Origin of the sequence: Leucobacter insecticola (assembly GCF_011382965.1) — a bacterium.
Taxonomy (GTDB): domain Bacteria; phylum Actinomycetota; class Actinomycetes; order Actinomycetales; family Microbacteriaceae; genus Leucobacter; species Leucobacter insecticola.
The window spans coordinates 1,324,470-1,338,882 of sequence record NZ_CP049934.1; the positions used below are offsets into that span (position 1 = coordinate 1,324,470).

Annotated in this window: 22 protein-coding genes and 1 pseudogene; all 23 read left to right on the plus strand. The window is 61.7% G+C overall.

Features of this window, described 5'->3' with window-relative positions; translation table 11 throughout:
* Positions 1-64 precede the first annotated feature (64 nt).
* The 23 genes and pseudogenes from tuf to rplO all read left to right on the plus strand — a co-directional run bounded on the left by tuf (position 65) and on the right by rplO (position 14,342).
* Entirely contained in the window at positions 65-1,258 is a 1,194-nt protein-coding gene (gene tuf, locus G7067_RS05990) for an elongation factor Tu (RefSeq protein ID WP_166322728.1), read from the plus strand.
* Between the two features lie 199 nt (positions 1,259-1,457).
* Positions 1,458-3,257, plus strand: a complete 1,800-nt coding sequence (locus tag G7067_RS05995) for a polysaccharide biosynthesis protein (protein ID WP_244301299.1) — start codon at positions 1,458-1,460, stop codon at positions 3,255-3,257.
* The gene (locus G7067_RS06000; protein WP_244301300.1) at positions 3,254-4,378 is read left to right on the plus strand and encodes an MraY family glycosyltransferase; all 1,125 of its coding nucleotides are present in this window, start codon (positions 3,254-3,256) and stop codon (positions 4,376-4,378) included. Before G7067_RS05995 ends, G7067_RS06000 begins: the two co-directional genes overlap by 4 nt.
* Positions 4,379-4,957: 579 nt before the next feature.
* Positions 4,958-5,266, plus strand: coding sequence for a 30S ribosomal protein S10 (rpsJ, locus tag G7067_RS06005; RefSeq protein ID WP_010156393.1), 309 nt, complete (start codon positions 4,958-4,960; stop codon positions 5,264-5,266).
* A 14-nt stretch (positions 5,267-5,280) separates the two neighbouring features.
* On the plus strand, positions 5,281-5,934 hold the full coding sequence (rplC, locus tag G7067_RS06010; RefSeq protein WP_166322732.1) for a 50S ribosomal protein L3: 654 nt from the start codon (positions 5,281-5,283) through the stop codon (positions 5,932-5,934).
* A gap of 3 nt (positions 5,935-5,937) precedes the next feature.
* Positions 5,938-6,591 (plus strand): 50S ribosomal protein L4, encoded by a 654-nt coding sequence (rplD, locus tag G7067_RS06015; RefSeq protein ID WP_166322734.1) that lies wholly within the window; start codon positions 5,938-5,940, stop codon positions 6,589-6,591.
* On the plus strand, positions 6,588-6,887 hold the full coding sequence (rplW, locus tag G7067_RS06020) for a 50S ribosomal protein L23 (protein ID WP_166322736.1): 300 nt from the start codon (positions 6,588-6,590) through the stop codon (positions 6,885-6,887). Before rplD ends, rplW begins: the two co-directional genes overlap by 4 nt.
* 21 nt (positions 6,888-6,908) lie before the next feature.
* Positions 6,909-7,745 (plus strand): 50S ribosomal protein L2, encoded by an 837-nt coding sequence (gene rplB / locus G7067_RS06025; protein WP_166322738.1) that lies wholly within the window; start codon positions 6,909-6,911, stop codon positions 7,743-7,745.
* Between the two features lie 21 nt (positions 7,746-7,766).
* Positions 7,767-8,048 carry a 30S ribosomal protein S19 gene (rpsS, locus tag G7067_RS06030; RefSeq protein ID WP_166322740.1) on the plus strand — a complete coding sequence of 94 codons (282 nt, stop codon included), beginning with the start codon at positions 7,767-7,769 and terminating at the stop codon, positions 8,046-8,048.
* A gap of 26 nt (positions 8,049-8,074) precedes the next feature.
* Positions 8,075-8,455, plus strand: coding sequence for a 50S ribosomal protein L22 (gene rplV, locus G7067_RS06035; protein ID WP_166322742.1), 381 nt, complete (start codon positions 8,075-8,077; stop codon positions 8,453-8,455).
* The gene (rpsC, locus tag G7067_RS06040) at positions 8,456-9,214 is read left to right on the plus strand and encodes a 30S ribosomal protein S3 (RefSeq protein ID WP_166322750.1); all 759 of its coding nucleotides are present in this window, start codon (positions 8,456-8,458) and stop codon (positions 9,212-9,214) included.
* 2 nt (positions 9,215-9,216) lie between these two features.
* Entirely contained in the window at positions 9,217-9,636 is a 420-nt protein-coding gene (gene rplP / locus G7067_RS06045; protein ID WP_166322752.1) for a 50S ribosomal protein L16, read from the plus strand.
* A complete protein-coding gene (rpmC, locus tag G7067_RS06050) occupies positions 9,636-9,944 on the plus strand; it encodes a 50S ribosomal protein L29 (protein WP_166322754.1) in 309 nt (102 codons plus the stop codon). The genes rplP and rpmC overlap by 1 nt, the downstream gene beginning before the upstream one ends.
* Before the next feature lie 2 nt (positions 9,945-9,946).
* Positions 9,947-10,219 (plus strand): 30S ribosomal protein S17, encoded by a 273-nt coding sequence (gene rpsQ / locus G7067_RS06055; protein WP_166322756.1) that lies wholly within the window; start codon positions 9,947-9,949, stop codon positions 10,217-10,219.
* A gap of 31 nt (positions 10,220-10,250) precedes the next feature.
* Entirely contained in the window at positions 10,251-10,619 is a 369-nt protein-coding gene (gene rplN / locus G7067_RS06060) for a 50S ribosomal protein L14 (protein WP_166292561.1), read from the plus strand.
* Positions 10,620-10,622: 3 nt separating this feature from the next.
* A complete protein-coding gene (gene rplX / locus G7067_RS06065) occupies positions 10,623-10,985 on the plus strand; it encodes a 50S ribosomal protein L24 (RefSeq protein WP_166322758.1) in 363 nt (120 codons plus the stop codon).
* Positions 10,985-11,545, plus strand: a complete 561-nt coding sequence (gene rplE / locus G7067_RS06070) for a 50S ribosomal protein L5 (RefSeq protein WP_166322760.1) — start codon at positions 10,985-10,987, stop codon at positions 11,543-11,545. The genes rplX and rplE overlap by 1 nt, the downstream gene beginning before the upstream one ends.
* Before the next feature lie 117 nt (positions 11,546-11,662).
* Positions 11,663-12,061, plus strand: a complete 399-nt coding sequence (gene rpsH, locus G7067_RS06075) for a 30S ribosomal protein S8 (protein ID WP_166322762.1) — start codon at positions 11,663-11,665, stop codon at positions 12,059-12,061.
* Positions 12,062-12,067: 6 nt separating this feature from the next.
* Positions 12,068-12,604, plus strand: a complete 537-nt coding sequence (gene rplF, locus G7067_RS06080) for a 50S ribosomal protein L6 (RefSeq protein WP_166322764.1) — start codon at positions 12,068-12,070, stop codon at positions 12,602-12,604.
* A gap of 2 nt (positions 12,605-12,606) precedes the next feature.
* The gene (gene rplR, locus G7067_RS06085; protein WP_166322766.1) at positions 12,607-12,981 is read left to right on the plus strand and encodes a 50S ribosomal protein L18; all 375 of its coding nucleotides are present in this window, start codon (positions 12,607-12,609) and stop codon (positions 12,979-12,981) included.
* Entirely contained in the window at positions 12,978-13,697 is a 720-nt protein-coding gene (gene rpsE / locus G7067_RS06090) for a 30S ribosomal protein S5 (RefSeq protein WP_166322768.1), read from the plus strand. The genes rplR and rpsE overlap by 4 nt, the downstream gene beginning before the upstream one ends.
* Positions 13,697-13,885, plus strand: a complete 189-nt coding sequence (gene rpmD, locus G7067_RS06095) for a 50S ribosomal protein L30 (protein WP_166322770.1) — start codon at positions 13,697-13,699, stop codon at positions 13,883-13,885. The genes rpsE and rpmD overlap by 1 nt, the downstream gene beginning before the upstream one ends.
* A pseudogene (rplO, locus tag G7067_RS06100) lies at positions 13,882-14,342 on the plus strand (50S ribosomal protein L15). The gene rpmD and the pseudogene rplO overlap by 4 nt, the downstream one beginning before the upstream one ends.
* Positions 14,343-14,413 lie beyond the last annotated feature (71 nt).

Below are 14,413 nucleotides of genomic sequence, written 5' to 3' on the forward strand. Positions count from 1 at the left end.
CGTACGCGTGCCCTTCGAAACCGTCGAAGGGGTTACAGTACTCGATGTCCTGAGGAGGACCACAGTGGCGAAGGCCAAGTTCGAGCGGACCAAGCCGCACGTAAACATCGGAACGATCGGTCACGTTGACCACGGTAAGACCACTCTTACTGCGGCAATCTCGAAGACTCTGGCGGACAAGTTCCCGTCTGATGTGAACGTGCAGCGCGACTTCGACACCATCGATTCGGCTCCTGAGGAGCGCCAGCGCGGCATTACCATCAACATCTCGCACGTTGAGTACGAGACCGACAAGCGCCACTACGCGCACGTCGACGCACCCGGCCACGCTGACTACATCAAGAACATGATCACTGGTGCTGCGCAGATGGACGGCGCGATCCTCGTGGTTGCAGCGACCGACGGTCTCATGGCTCAGTCGAAGGAGCACATCCTGCTCGCAAAGCAGGTTGGCGTTCCTTACCTGATGGTGGCGCTGAACAAGTGCGACCAGGTTGACGACGAAGAGATCCTCGAGCTCGTTGAGATGGAGGTCCGCGAGGAGCTCACCAAGAACGGCTTTGATGGCGACAACGCTCCTGTTGTTCGTGTCTCGGGCTACCAGGCTCTCCAGGGCGAAGAGAAGTGGGTCAACTCCATTATCGAGCTCATGGAAGCAGTCGACTCCTCGATCCCCGATCCGGTGCGTGACAAGGACAAGCCCTTCCTGATGCCCGTTGAGGACGTCTTCACGATCACCGGTCGTGGAACCGTTGTGACGGGTCGCGCCGAGCGCGGCACGCTGAAGATCAACTCGGAAATCGAGATCGTGGGCCTGCGTCCGACGCAGAAGACCACCGTCACCGGTATCGAGATGTTCCACAAGCAGCTCGACGAGGCGTGGGCAGGCGAGAACTGTGGTCTGCTTCTCCGCGGCACCAAGCGCGAAGACGTAGAGCGCGGTCAGGTGATTGTCGAGCCCGGCTCGATCACCCCGCACACCAAGTTCGAGGGCACCGCCTACATCCTCAAGAAGGATGAGGGTGGCCGCCACAACCCGTTCGAGACCAACTACCGTCCGCAGTTCTACTTCCGTACGACTGACGTGACCGGTGTTATCACCCTGCCCGAGGACAAGCCGATGGTTATGCCCGGCGACACCACCGACATGACGGTCGAGCTGATCCAGCCGATCGCTATGGAAGATGGCCTCGGCTTCGCTATCCGTGAGGGTGGCCGCACCGTCGGCGCCGGCACGGTGACCAAGGTGATTGCCTAGTCTCTGACTGCAACACGCCGCTTGCGGCACGCACGACCCCGAGAGCAATCTCGGGGTCGTGCGTTTTTTGGCCCCCGTATCCGAGCCACATTGACGGCGCACCCCGGAACCTCGCAGCAAGCCTTCCAGGCGCGGGGTATCCTCGGGGAGGAGAACTGCGGGGGTGCCACGGATGGGCCATGAGGGAAACGGAGAGTTCGTGTCGATCAATGCAAATCGGCGCAGCGCGCACTTTGCAAGACAGTACGGGCTGCTGTTCGCTTGCGACGCCATCGCCTGGACCATCGGAATCATTGCCGCTTTGGTGCTTCGATTTGATTTCAACCTCGCGCGGATTCATTTGGGCTGGACCGCTGTAATCATTGGCGTCACGGTACTGCTTCAGCTCATCGGCGGCTGGGTTTCCTGGCTCTATCGCAATCGCTACGAGACAGGCAGCTTCGACGAGGTACGGGCGCTCGTGCTCGATATCACCGGGGTGATGGTCGTGGCATGGGGAATCGCCTACCTCGTGGGTTACGGCAACGGGATCCCGCGCAGCACCTTGATCATTGCGGCGCCGATCACGTTCAGCCTGATGGGCGTTACGCGATACATCTTTCGTCTCTACGGCGAGAGGCGGCTCAAGCCGGGGCTGGAGGCGGAACGTACGCTGCTCTACGGGGCCGGTTACCTCGGCGTGCAGACCGCGAAACGCTTGCTTACCGATGCAAAAGGATTTGCGCTCCCGGTTGGATTTCTTGATGATGATCCGCAAAAGCGTAACCAGGAAGTTCGCGGTGTTCGGGTGCTCGGTGGTCTTGATGACATTGCCAGGATCGCACGTGAGACCCGCGCTACCCGTCTCATTGTCTGCATCGGTGATGCGGACTCGGTAATGATGCGCCGTGTGGATGCGGCCGCCGATCGCGCAGGCATGACCGCGATGGTACTGCCGCCGCTCGAGCAGATCCTGCAGAACTCCTCCGCGATCTCGGACGTGAGGGAACTCTCAATTGAGGATCTCATCGGACGGAACCCGGTCCGACTCGAAACTGACTCGATCGCCGAATACTTGCAAGACAAGTGCGTGCTGGTGACGGGTGCCGGTGGATCTATCGGTTCGGAGCTGTGCAGGCAGCTCGCAAGGTTCGCTCCGCGTGAGCTCATCATGCTTGACCGCGATGAGACGGCACTGCAGGAGAGCCAGCTGTCGATCAGCGGTCACGGACTTCTCGACACCAACGACGTGGTGCTTGCAGATATTCGTGACCACAGCACCCTGGAACGCATTTTTACCGAGCGGCGGCCCGAAGTGGTGTTCCACGCCGCAGCTCTGAAGCATCTGCCAATGCTCGAACAGTATCCAGATGAGGCATGGAAGACCAATGTGCAGGGCACGCTGAATGTACTGCGGGCCGCACAGGCCGCTGGTGTCGGTACCTTCGTGAACATTTCGACCGACAAAGCCGCCAACCCGACGAGTGTACTTGGCCATTCCAAGCGGGTGGCGGAGAAGCTGACGGCCTGGATGGCGGAGCAAACCGGCCAGCGATATCTCTCGGTGCGTTTTGGCAACGTTATTGGGAGTCGCGGATCCATGCTCCCGACGTTCCGTAAGCTGATTGAGGCTGGCGGTCCGGTCACCGTCACCCACCCTGAGGTCACTCGCTTCTTCATGACGATTCCCGAGGCCTGCCAGCTCGTGGTCCAGGCAGGTGGCATCGGCCGCCCTGGAGAGGTGCTCATTCTAGACATGGGGGAACCGGTCTCGATCCTCGATGTTGCGCGCCGGATGGTGGCGCAGTCGGGCAAGGATATTGAGATCCTCTTCACTGGGCTGCGACACGGCGAGAAGCTGCACGAGGAACTCGTCGGCGACGGGGAAGGGGACGAGCGCCCGTTCCATCCGAAGATCGCTCACGCACATGTCGACACCATCTCCCCCGACGTGTTGGATCACGAAGGCTGGATCGCACGCCTCGATCTCACCGAAGAGGCTGAGGAGCGCGTGCAGTGAGCGAGCTTCATCTTGCCTTGATCGTTGGTGGCGTGACGCTGGCGCTGAGCCTCGCGTCGCCGCTAATCATCAAACTATTGCTCGTCCGGCTCGGGATCATGGATGTGCCGAACGAGCGCTCCTCACACGATCGCCCGGTGCTGCGCGGCCTCGGCCTCGCGGTGCTCGTCGCGATGTCTCTGGGATATTGGCTGGCGCTCAACATTGATTTGGCGCTGTCCCGCGAACGCCCAGGTCTCGGTGGCTTGGTGAGAGCCATCGCCGCGGGTGACACTTCAGTGGTGATGCTCAGCGTACTGGCTGGTGCGGTCTTGCTGTGTGGGTTGCTCGGCTTCGGGGAAGATCTGCGCGGGCTCAGTGTGCCGGTGCGGAGCGTGTTTCTGCTGCTCATCTCCGCTGCTGCCTCGATCGGACTGATCTGGATCGTGCGGGCGGGGGAGAGCGCGGGGGGTGTGCCGTGGCAACTCGGGATCGACACGGCTGAACTCCCTCTTGTGTGGCTCGTGCTGCTTGGGGGTTACGGGATCCTGTTTGTTTCTGGCTACATCAATGTTGCGAACTTCATGGACGGCCTGAACGGGATCAGCGGGTTCCACGGTGTGATTGCCGGGCTTGCTTTTGCCGCTGCGGGCTGGCTTACCGGGCTGAGCTGGCTCGTGGCCGCTGGTGCTGTGCTTGCTGCCGGGTTCGCGGGGTTCCTCCCGTGGAACCTCTCGAAACCGGGAGGGTTTCTCGGAGATGTGGGAAGCTACCTGCTCGGCGGCGCTGTCGCGATCACGAGCTTTGCCGCGTGGGTGTCAGGTGTGCCGCTGCTCGCGGCGATCGGCCCAATGGTGATCTACTTTGGGGACGTCGGTGTGACGCTCGTGAAGCGCGTCCGTGCGGGCCACAAATGGGACGAGCCACACAAGGAGCACGCCTACCAGCGCATCCAACAGCTCGGCTACTCCCATGTGCAGGCCTCCGCCATCACCGCGGCCTGCACGCTGCTGACTTCAATCTTGGGCCTCGCCTCCTGTTTCACGGGTCTCTGGGGCACGCTGGCCCTCCTCGTCGCGGGCCTCGGGGTAGTGGTCTTCTACCTCCGCCTCCCCAAGCTCCTCCCCATCCGCACGAGCTAGCGTCCTCGTGCGACGAGAAAGCACTATCTCGACGAGAAGCCAGTGAAACGGCGCACTATTGGTGGCCTCTCGTCGAGATATTGCGTTCTCGTCACTCGTCCCCTTGCACGGCGGCAGAATGACGAGTGGAACGGTATTCGATCGGCCCTCCTCAAGGGAGGATTTTGATCTGTGCGCGCATCAGGGTCGGCGTGGCGCAACGCGACACGGCGGGGTCCCCTGTTTAAGCGCACGGATCAAAATCCGACCGCGACACGCCCGGGTTGCACGCGCCCCTGCCCCTGTGTCAGAATAGACAGGTTCAGTACTCCCTGCCTTAGCGGGGATCACTGCCAGGTTGTGCATAATCGCCCAGGTTCGCCGGGGCATTAGGCCACGGGTAGCGAACACGACTCGCACGTTTTACTGAGCGGCCAGACCCTAGGTCCGGCCCTTTTTGCGTGCGGGTATTGACAGGTGAACAGAGACCCAGCACGTGCGTTTACAAACGACTCTTGCCAGGGCGCTGATACGCAAGTCGTCCAATGCTGCGCGGGCCAAGCCCGTGAGGTAAGACGCAAGTAGAAAGTAGAGAGTCACATGGCGGGACAGAAGATCCGCATCCGGCTGAAGTCGTATGACCACGAGGTTATCGACAGCTCAGCCCGGAAGATCGTTGATACGGTCACCCGTGCAGGCGCTACCGTGATCGGCCCAGTGCCGCTTCCCACGGAGAAGAACGTGATCGCAGTGATCCGTTCGCCGCACAAGTACAAGGACAGCCGCGAGCACTTTGAAAAGCGCACGCACAAGCGTCTGATCGACATCGTCGATCCCACCCCGAAGGCCGTTGATTCGCTGATGCGTCTCGATTTGCCGGCCGATGTCAACATCGAGATCAAGCTCTAAGGGGGATCCGGATCATGTCAGCAGAACGCAACGTTAAGGGTCTTCTGGGCACCAAGCTCGGTATGACGCAGGTTTGGGACGAGGACGGCAATGTCGTTCCCGTTACCGTGATCGAGGTGGCACCCAACGTGGTCACCCAGATCCGCACCGCCGAGGTGGACGGCTACAGCGCCGTGCAGATCGCAGCGGGTCAGATCGATCCCCGCAAGGTCAACAAGCCGACCGCGGGTCACTTTGAGAAGGCCGGGGTTACCCCGCGCCGTCACCTCACCGAGGTTCGCACCTCCGATGCTGGCAAGTACAGCCTCGGCCAGGAGCTCACCGTAGAGGGCACCTTCGAAGCCGGTCAGAAGATCGACGTCGTGGGCACCTCAAAGGGCAAGGGCTTCGCCGGCGCCATGAAGCGTCACAACTTCAAGGGCGTTTCGGCTTCGCACGGTGCGCACCGCAACCACCGTAAGCCGGGTTCAATCGGCGGCGCCGCGACTCCCGGCCGTGTGTTTAGGGGCCAGCGTATGCCGGGCCGCATGGGTGGCGATCGTGTCACTCTGCAGAACCTCACCGTGCAGGCGATTGACGCTGAAAAGGGTCTCATCCTGGTGAAGGGTGCGGTTCCCGGTGCTCGCGGTCGTCTCGTATTCGTTCGCAACGCAGTGAAGGGGGCGTAGTTCATGGCTACCGCTACCAAGCTCGACGTTCTCGACGCGAAGGGCAAGAAGGCCGGGTCTGTTGACCTGCCAGAGGCCATTTTCGCCGCCGAGACCAATGTTCCCCTGATCCACCAGGTGGTCACCGCTCAGCTCGCTGCTGCGCGTCAGGGAACCCACAAGACCAAGACCCGCGGCGAAGTGTCCGGGTCAGGTGTCAAGCCGTTCAAGCAGAAGGGCACCGGTCGCGCCCGTCAAGGTTCGATTCGTCAGCCTGAGCACCGCGGCGGCGGCGTAGTCCACGGCCCGGTGCCGCGTGACTACTCGCAGCGCACCCCCAAGAAGATGATCGCTGCTGCTCTTCGCGGCCTGCTTTCGGATCGTGCTCGCGCGAACCGCCTGCACGTTGTTGAAGGCTTTGGCATTGGCGAGAAGCCGAGCACGAAGACCGCACGCGAGTTCCTCGCGACCGTGGCTCCGGGCAATCGGGTGCTCGTGGTTGTCGACCGCGAGGACGAACTGACGGCACTGAGCGTTCGTAACCTCCCGCAGGTTCACGTGCTGTTCCAGGATCAGCTCAACGCCTACGACGTGGTCGTCAGTGACGATCTCGTCTTCACCAAGGCCGCCTTCGACGCATTCGTCGCTGGCCGCGCTGCCAAGGAGGAAACGAAGTGAGCTTGAACAAGTCCGCACACGACGTCATCATCCGACCCATCGTTTCCGAGAAGAGCTACGGCCTGATCGATGCGAACGGCCAGTACACCTTTGAGGTACAGCCTGACGCTTCGAAGACCGAGATCAAGCTCGCGATCGAACAGGTCTTCGGGGTTAAGGTCGGAAAGATCAACACGCTGAACCGCAAGGGCAAGACACGCCGCACCAAGTTTGGTGCTGGCAAGCGCAAGGACACCAAGCGCGCGATTGTCACCCTGAAGTCTGGCTCCATCGACATCTTCACGGCTGCGCTGTAGAAGGGGCGAAGAGGAACAAACATGGCTATTCGTAAGTACAAGCCGACGACTCCGGGTCGTCGCGGATCGAGCGTTGCTGACTTCGCTGAGATCACGCGGTCGACTCCCGAGAAGTCGCTGCTCCGCCCGCTGCCGAAGACCGGCGGCCGTAACAACCAGGGCCGTATCACCACCCGTCACATCGGTGGTGGCCACAAGCGCCAGTACCGTGTCATCGACTTCCGTCGCAATGACAAGGACGGCGTGAACGCCAAGGTTGCACACATCGAGTACGACCCGAACCGCACCGCGCGCATCGCGCTGCTGCACTTCGAGGACGGCACGAAGCGTTACATCATTGCGCCGAACAAGTTGAAGCAGGGTGACATTGTCGAGTCGGGTGCCGGCTCTGACATCAAGCCTGGCAACAACCTGCCGCTGCGTAACATCCCGACGGGTACCGTTATCCACGCGATTGAGCTGAAGCCGGGTGGGGGAGCGAAGCTCGCTCGTTCCGCTGGTTCTTCGGTTCGCCTCGTGGCGAAGGATGGCCCCTACGCTCAGCTGCGTCTGCCCTCGGGCGAGATCCGCAACGTCGATGCGCGCTGCCGCGCGACCATCGGTGAGGTCGGCAACGCCGAGCAGTCGAACATCAACTGGGGTAAAGCTGGCCGCATGCGCTGGAAGGGCGTTCGCCCGACCGTGCGCGGTGTTGTCATGAACCCGGTGGATCACCCCCACGGTGGTGGCGAAGGCCGCACCTCGGGTGGCCGTCACCCGGTGAGCCCCTGGGGCCAGAAGGAAGGCCGCACGCGCCATCCGAATAAGGAAAGCGACAAGCTCATTGTTCGTCGCCGCACCGTTGGCAAGAAGCGCTAGTCGGCAGGGAGAGAGTAGAAGATGCCTCGTAGTCTCAAGAAGGGCCCCTTCGTCGATAATCACCTGCTGAACAAGGTGGTTGTCCAAAACGAAGCTGGCACCAAGCACGTTATCAAGACCTGGTCGCGCCGGTCGATGATTATCCCCGCAATGCTGGGACACACCATCGCGGTGCACGACGGTCGCAAGCACATCCCGGTTTTCGTCACCGAAACCATGGTCGGGCACAAGCTGGGCGAGTTCGCCCCAACGCGCACCTTCCGTGGCCACGTGAAGGACGACAAGAAGGGCCGTCGCCGCTAGCGCGGTGACGTGAAGGAGGAAGAGAAATGGTGGAGTCGATCGCACGCGTGCGTCAAATCCGCATCACCCCCCAGAAGGCCCGTCGTGTCATTGACCTGGTCCGCGGTAAGAACGCTCAGGAGGCACTCGCCATCCTGAAGTTCGCCCCGCAGGCAGCGGCGGAACCGATTTTCAAGCTTGTCGCCTCAGCAATCGCCAATGCGCGTGTGAAGGCTGACAAGGAAAACCTGCGTCTCAACGAGGACGAGCTGGTCATCGCTCGCGCCTACGTCGACGAGGGCACGACGCTGAAGCGTTTCCGCCCCCGTGCACAGGGCCGCGCATTCCGTATCAACAAGCGGACGAGCCACATCACGGTTGTTCTGCAGTCCGCTGATGAGTTCGCGGCATCGAAGGGAGCCAAATAAATGGGCCAGAAGATTCATCCCTATGGCTTCCGCCTCGGGATCACCACTGACCACGTGTCGCGCTGGTTCTCGGACTCGACCAAGAAGGGTCAGCGTTACGCTGACTACCTCGCGGAAGATATCCGGATCCGTCAGCACCTGACCAAGCAGCTTGATCGCGCGGGTGTTTCCCGCGTTGAGATCGAGCGCACCCGTGATCGTGTTCGCGTGGATATCCACTCGGCACGCCCCGGTATTGTGATTGGTCGCCGCGGCGCCGAGGCTGAGCGCATCCGCGCCGACCTCGAGAAGCTCACCGGCAAGCAGATCCAGCTGAACATCCTCGAGGTGAAGAACCCCGAGGCTGACGCTCAGCTCGTCGCACAGGGCATTGCCGAGCAGCTCGCTGCTCGTGTTGCGTTCCGTCGTGCGATGCGTAAGGGTCTCCAGGGTGCGCAGCGCGCTGGCGCTAAGGGCGTCCGTATCCAGGTCTCCGGCCGCCTTGGCGGCGCCGAGATGAGCCGCTCGGAGTTCTACCGAGAAGGTCGTGTGCCGCTGCACACCCTGCGCGCGAACATCGACTACGGCTTCTACGAGGCAAAGACCACCTTCGGCCGCATCGGCGTGAAGGTTTGGATCTACAAGGGCGACATGACGAATAAGGAACTCGCTCGCGAGCAGGCTTCTCAGAAGCCCGCACGCGGTCGCGACGACCGCCGCCGGGCGCCTCGTGGCGCTCAGGCCGAGGCTGCACCCGCTGCAGCAGGAGCGGAGAAGTAAGCATGCTGATTCCCCGTCGAGTCAAGTACCGCAAGCAGCACCACCCGAGCCGCACCGGCCAGTCGAAGGGTGGCAACACCGTCGCGTTCGGTGATTTCGGGATCCAGGCGCTGACCCCTGCGTATGTGACGAACCGTCAGATCGAGTCCGCTCGTATCGCGATGACCCGTCACATCAAGCGTGGTGGAAAGGTGTGGATCAACATCTACCCGGACCGCCCGCTGACCAAGAAGCCCGCGGAAACCCGCATGGGTTCGGGTAAGGGTTCACCGGAGTGGTGGGTTGCCAATGTCAAGCCGGGCCGCGTCCTCTTTGAGGTCGCCGGTGTTGATGAGCAGCTCGCTCGTGAGGCGCTGACACGCGCTATTCACAAGCTGCCCCTCAAGGCCCGCATTATTAAGCGCGAGGAGGGCGACGCGTAATGGCGATCGGAACTAAAGAACTGGCCATCACTGAGCTCGATACCTTCGAGGATGAGCGTTTGGCTGAAGAACTGAAGAAGGCCAAGGCTGAACTCTTCAATCTTCGTTTCCAGTCGGCCACCGGCCAGCTGGAGAGCCACGGCCGCGTACGCCAGGTGAAGCGCGACATTGCTCGCATCTACACCGTGCTGCGCGAGCGTGAGCTCGGCATTCGGTTGACCCCGGCTGCCGCTCCTGCTCCCGCTAAGAAGAAGAGCAGCAAGAAGACCGAGCAGGCGGACGCCGCCGCTGACACGAAGGAGGCCTAAAGATGGCTGAGGTCGAAACTGAACAGCGCGGATACCGCAAGGCTCGCCGTGGCTATGTCGTGAGCGACAAGATGGACAAGACCGTCGTTGTCGAGGTTGAGGATCGCGTCAAGCACCCCCTCTACGGCAAGGTCCTGCGTCGCTCGTCGAAGGTGAAGGCTCATGACGAGCAGAACACCGCCGGCATCGGCGATCTCGTTCTCATCCACGAGACCCGTCCGCTGAGCGCTTCGAAGCGCTGGCGCCTGGTCGAGATTCTCGAGAAGGCGAAGTAAGCCCTCGGCTTACTGAGTAAGGAGTAATCAAGTGATTCAGCAGGAATCCCGACTCAAGGTTGCCGATAACACCGGCGCCAAGGAGTTGCTTACGATTCGTGTTCTCGGTGGATCGGGACGTCGTTACGCCGGTCTCGGTGACACGATCGTCGCGACCGTGAAGGACGCAATCCCCGGCGGCAACGTGAAGAAGGGCGAGGTCGTCAAGGCCGTCGTCGTTCGGACGCGCAAGTCGACTCGTCGCGCAGATGGCTCGTACATCAGCTTCGACGAGAACGCCGCCGTCATTTTGAAGGCCGATGGGGAGCCCCGTGGCACCCGTATCTTCGGGCCGGTCGGTCGTGAGCTGCGTGACAAGCGCTTCATGAAGATCGTCTCGCTCGCACCGGAGGTGATCTAGTCCATGGCTAGCAAGATCAAGAAGGGTGACCTCGTAGAGGTTATCTCTGGCCCGACCCAGGAGCGCGGTGGCTATCGCGGGAAGCAGGGTCGAGTCATCGACGTGCTGACCGAGACTGACCGCGTTGTTGTGGAGGGCGTGAACTACGTCACCAAGCACGTGCGTGTTGGACAGTCGGACCGTGGCACCCGCGAGGGTGGCATCGAGACCGTCGAGGCCCCGATCCACGTGTCGAACGTTGCGGTTGTTGATCCCTCGACCAAGAAGCCGACTCGCGTTGGTTTCCGCGTCGAAGAGGTCAAGAAGGACGGCAAGATGAAGACCGTCCGCGTCCGCTACGCCAAGAAGTCCGGGAAGGATCTGTGATGACTGAGACGAAGGTTCTGCCCCGTCTGAAGCAGAAGTACCGTGCTGAGATCGTTCCCCAGCTGACCGAAGAGTTCAGCTACGCCAACGTGATGCAGGTTCCCGGCATCGTGAAGGTCGTTGTGAACACCGGTGTCGGTGAAGCGGCTCGTGACAGCAAGGTTATCGAGGGAGCAATCGCTGACCTCGTGAAGATCACCGGCCAGAAGCCGATGGTCACCAAGGCACGTAAGTCCATCGCGCAGTTCAAGCTGCGTGAGGGTCAGGCGATTGGTGCGCACGTCACCCTCCGTGGCGATCGCGCCTGGGAATTCCTTGACCGTCTGGTGAATCTCGCGCTGCCTCGTATCCGCGATTTCCGTGGGCTTTCGCCCAAGCAGTTTGACGGAAATGGCAACTACACCTTCGGTTTGACCGAGCAGAGTGTGTTCCACGAGATCGATCAGGATAAGATTGACCGCGTGCGTGGCTTCGACATCACTGTTGTGACCACCGCAAAGAATGACGACGAGGGCCGCGCGCTGTTGAAGGCGCTCGGATTCCCGTTCAAGTCCGAATAACTGAATAGTCCAAGCGGAGAGGGTGTCCGGGATTTCCCGGGCACCCCATCCGCGTGTCACCTAGGTCTCACGGTGCGTAACGCCGTGTGAAACCAGGCGAAATAGAAAGAGTCACTCATGACGATGACTGATCCGGTCGCAGATATGCTGACCCGGTTGCGCAACGCTAATAGCGCACATCATGACGACGTTTCGCTTCCCGGCTCAAAGCTGAAGGAGCGGATCGCCGAGATCCTCAAGCGAGAAGGTTACATCGCCGACTGGAAGGTGGAGCCGGCGCGCGTTGGCACCAGCATCACCATGTCGCTGAAGTATGGCCCCAACCGCGAACGTTCGATCGAGGGCCTGAAGCGGGTCTCCAAGCCCGGTCTTCGCGTCTACGCACGATCGACTGAGATCCCGAGCGTGCTCGGTGGCCTCGGCATTGCGATCCTGTCCACCTCCTCCGGTCTTTTGACCGACCGCGAGGCTGAGCAGAAGGGCGTGGGCGGAGAAGTTCTCGCCTACGTGTGGTAACTCGTCATGTCACGTATTGGAAAACTTCCCATCACCGTTCCCGGTGGTGTAGACGTCAAGATCAATGGCCAGCAGGTCACGGTCAAGGGTTCGAAGGGCGAGCTTTCGCTTGTTGTCGCTGAGCCCATCCGTGTTGCTCTCGAAGACGGTCAGGTGCTCGTCACCCGCCCGAACGACGAGCGCGATTCGCGGTCGCTGCACGGTCTGACCCGTACGCTCATCAACAACAACATCATCGGCGTGACCGAGGGCTACTCTAAGCAGCTCGAGGTTGTCGGCACCGGTTACCGCGTGCAGCAGAAGGGCAAGGGCCTCGAGCTCGCCCTTGGCTTCTCGCACCCGGTCAACGTTGAAGCCCCCGAGGGCATCACGCTCTCCGTCGAGGGCAACACTAAGATCACCGTTAGCGGGATCTCGAAGCAGGCGGTCGGAGAGGCCGCGGCGAACATCCGCAAGCTGAAGAAGCCGGAGCCCTACAAGGGCAAGGGCATTCGCTACGCGGGCGAGGTTGTCCGTCGCAAGGCTGGAAAGGCTGGTAAGTAACCATGGCCGGTTCAATTACACGCGCAAAGGGACGTACGGCTGCGCGAATCCGCCGCCACACTCGTCTGCGCAAGAAGATCGTCGGCACGGAGCTTCGTCCCCGTCTCGTCGTCAACCGCTCGGCCCGTCACGTGTTCGTGCAGGTCATCGACGACTCCAAGGGCTTTACGCTCGCTTCGGCATCGACAATGGAAGCCGATCTGCGCTCCTTCGAGGGCGACAAGACAGCGAAAGCCCGCAAGGTTGGCGAGCTGATCGCCGAGCGCGCCAAGGGTGCTGGTGTTGAGGCGGTCGTTTTCGACCGCGGCGGCAGCAAGTATGCAGGCCGTGTCGCTGCGATCGCCGATGGCGCTCGCGAAGGGGGTCTGACCCTGTGAGTAAGGAAACGAAGGAGCAGGAAGTGAACGCAGAGGCACAGGCTGAGGCTCCGGCCACTGAGGCCGCGGAAGCTTCGGCCCCCGCTCAGGATCACCGCAACGAACCTCGCGAACAGCGTCGTGGAAGCCGCGACCGTGGCACCCGCGGCGAGCGTGGTGGGCGCGAGCGCAACGAGAGTCAGTTCCTCGAGCGCGTCGTCACCATCAACCGCGTGTCAAAGGTTGTCAAGGGTGGTCGTCGCTTTAGCTTTACCGCACTCGTTGTGGTGGGCGATGGCAACGGCACCGTTGGAGTCGGTTACGGCAAGGCGAAGGAAGTTCCCCTCGCTATCGCGAAGGGCGTTGAAGAAGCGAAGAAGAACTTCTTCCGTGTTCCGCGCGTCGCTAACACGATCCCGCACCCGGTCCAGGGTGAGGCCGCAGCAGGCGTCGTTCTGCTTCGCCCCGCTGCAGCCGGTACCGGCGTTATCGCTGGTGGCCCCGTTCGCGCCGTACTCGAGTGCGCGGGCATCCACGATGTGCTGAGCAAGTCGCTCGGCTCGTCGAACACTTTGAACATCGTGCACGCGACCGTTGAAGCGCTGCAGCAGCTCGAGGACCCCCGTGCCGTCGCAGCTCGCCGCGGCCTCGACTTCGACCGTGTCGCTCCGGCCCGCCTCGTGCGTGCTGAGGCGAAGGCCGCGGCCGATGCTGCGAAAGCAAAGGCAGGTGCGTAATGGCTAAGAGCTTGAAGATTACGCAGAAGAAGTCCGTTATCAGTGAGAAGCAGAACCAGCGCGACACGCTGCGTAGCCTGGGTCTTCGCAAGATCGGCCAGTCGGTCGTTCGTGAGGACACGAAGGCGAATCGCGGCTACGTGCGTACCGTCGCTCACCTGGTAGAGGTTGAGGAGATCGACGCATGAGCGAGAAGAATGAGGAGCGTGAGCAGGTGCTGAAGGCTCACCACCTTCGCCCGGCTCCCGGATCCAAGAAGGCAAAGACCCGCGTGGGTCGCGGTGAGGCATCCAAGGGTAAAACCGCGGGTCGCGGCACCAAGGGCACCAAGGCCCGTTACCAGGTGAAGGCCGGTTTTGAGGGTGGGCAGATGCCCCTGCACATGCGCACCCCGAAGCTGCGCGGGTTCAAGAACCCGTTCCGCACCGAGTACCAGGTGGTGAACGTTGCCAAGCTCCAGGAGCTGTACCCCAAGGGGGCGACGTCACCGTCGAGGATCTCGTCGCCAAGGGTGCTGTCCGCAAGAACCAGCCCGTTAAGGTGCTGGGCGACGGCGACATCCAGGTGAAGCTCACCGTTCAGGTGGACAAGGTCTCCGGCTCTGCTGAGCAGAAGATCGTTGCCGCCGGCGGAGCGATTAAGTAGTAACCTCGAGCTCCGCTCGAGATGCGGGGGCAGGTGGGGTTGGCACGTGTGCCGCCCCACCCACCCCCGTT

Coding starts and splice junctions, on each gene's coding strand:
- rplD (WP_166322734.1), top strand. CDS start 5,938: ATGGCTACCGCTACCAAGCTCGACGTTCTCGACGCGAAGGGCAAGAAG.
- rpsQ (WP_166322756.1), top strand. CDS start 9,947: ATGGCTGAGGTCGAAACTGAACAGCGCGGATACCGCAAGGCTCGCCGT.
- rplP (WP_166322752.1), top strand. CDS start 9,217: ATGCTGATTCCCCGTCGAGTCAAGTACCGCAAGCAGCACCACCCGAGC.
- rplB (WP_166322738.1), top strand. CDS start 6,909: ATGGCTATTCGTAAGTACAAGCCGACGACTCCGGGTCGTCGCGGATCG.
- rplX (WP_166322758.1), top strand. CDS start 10,623: ATGGCTAGCAAGATCAAGAAGGGTGACCTCGTAGAGGTTATCTCTGGC.
- rpsS (WP_166322740.1), top strand. CDS start 7,767: ATGCCTCGTAGTCTCAAGAAGGGCCCCTTCGTCGATAATCACCTGCTG.
- rpsH (WP_166322762.1), top strand. CDS start 11,663: ATGACGATGACTGATCCGGTCGCAGATATGCTGACCCGGTTGCGCAAC.
- rpsJ (WP_010156393.1), top strand. CDS start 4,958: ATGGCGGGACAGAAGATCCGCATCCGGCTGAAGTCGTATGACCACGAG.
- rplR (WP_166322766.1), top strand. CDS start 12,607: ATGGCCGGTTCAATTACACGCGCAAAGGGACGTACGGCTGCGCGAATC.
- rplV (WP_166322742.1), top strand. CDS start 8,075: ATGGTGGAGTCGATCGCACGCGTGCGTCAAATCCGCATCACCCCCCAG.
- rplF (WP_166322764.1), top strand. CDS start 12,068: ATGTCACGTATTGGAAAACTTCCCATCACCGTTCCCGGTGGTGTAGAC.
- rpmC (WP_166322754.1), top strand. CDS start 9,636: ATGGCGATCGGAACTAAAGAACTGGCCATCACTGAGCTCGATACCTTC.
- rpsC (WP_166322750.1), top strand. CDS start 8,456: ATGGGCCAGAAGATTCATCCCTATGGCTTCCGCCTCGGGATCACCACT.
- rplE (WP_166322760.1), top strand. CDS start 10,985: ATGACTGAGACGAAGGTTCTGCCCCGTCTGAAGCAGAAGTACCGTGCT.
- rpmD (WP_166322770.1), top strand. CDS start 13,697: ATGGCTAAGAGCTTGAAGATTACGCAGAAGAAGTCCGTTATCAGTGAG.
- rplC (WP_166322732.1), top strand. CDS start 5,281: ATGTCAGCAGAACGCAACGTTAAGGGTCTTCTGGGCACCAAGCTCGGT.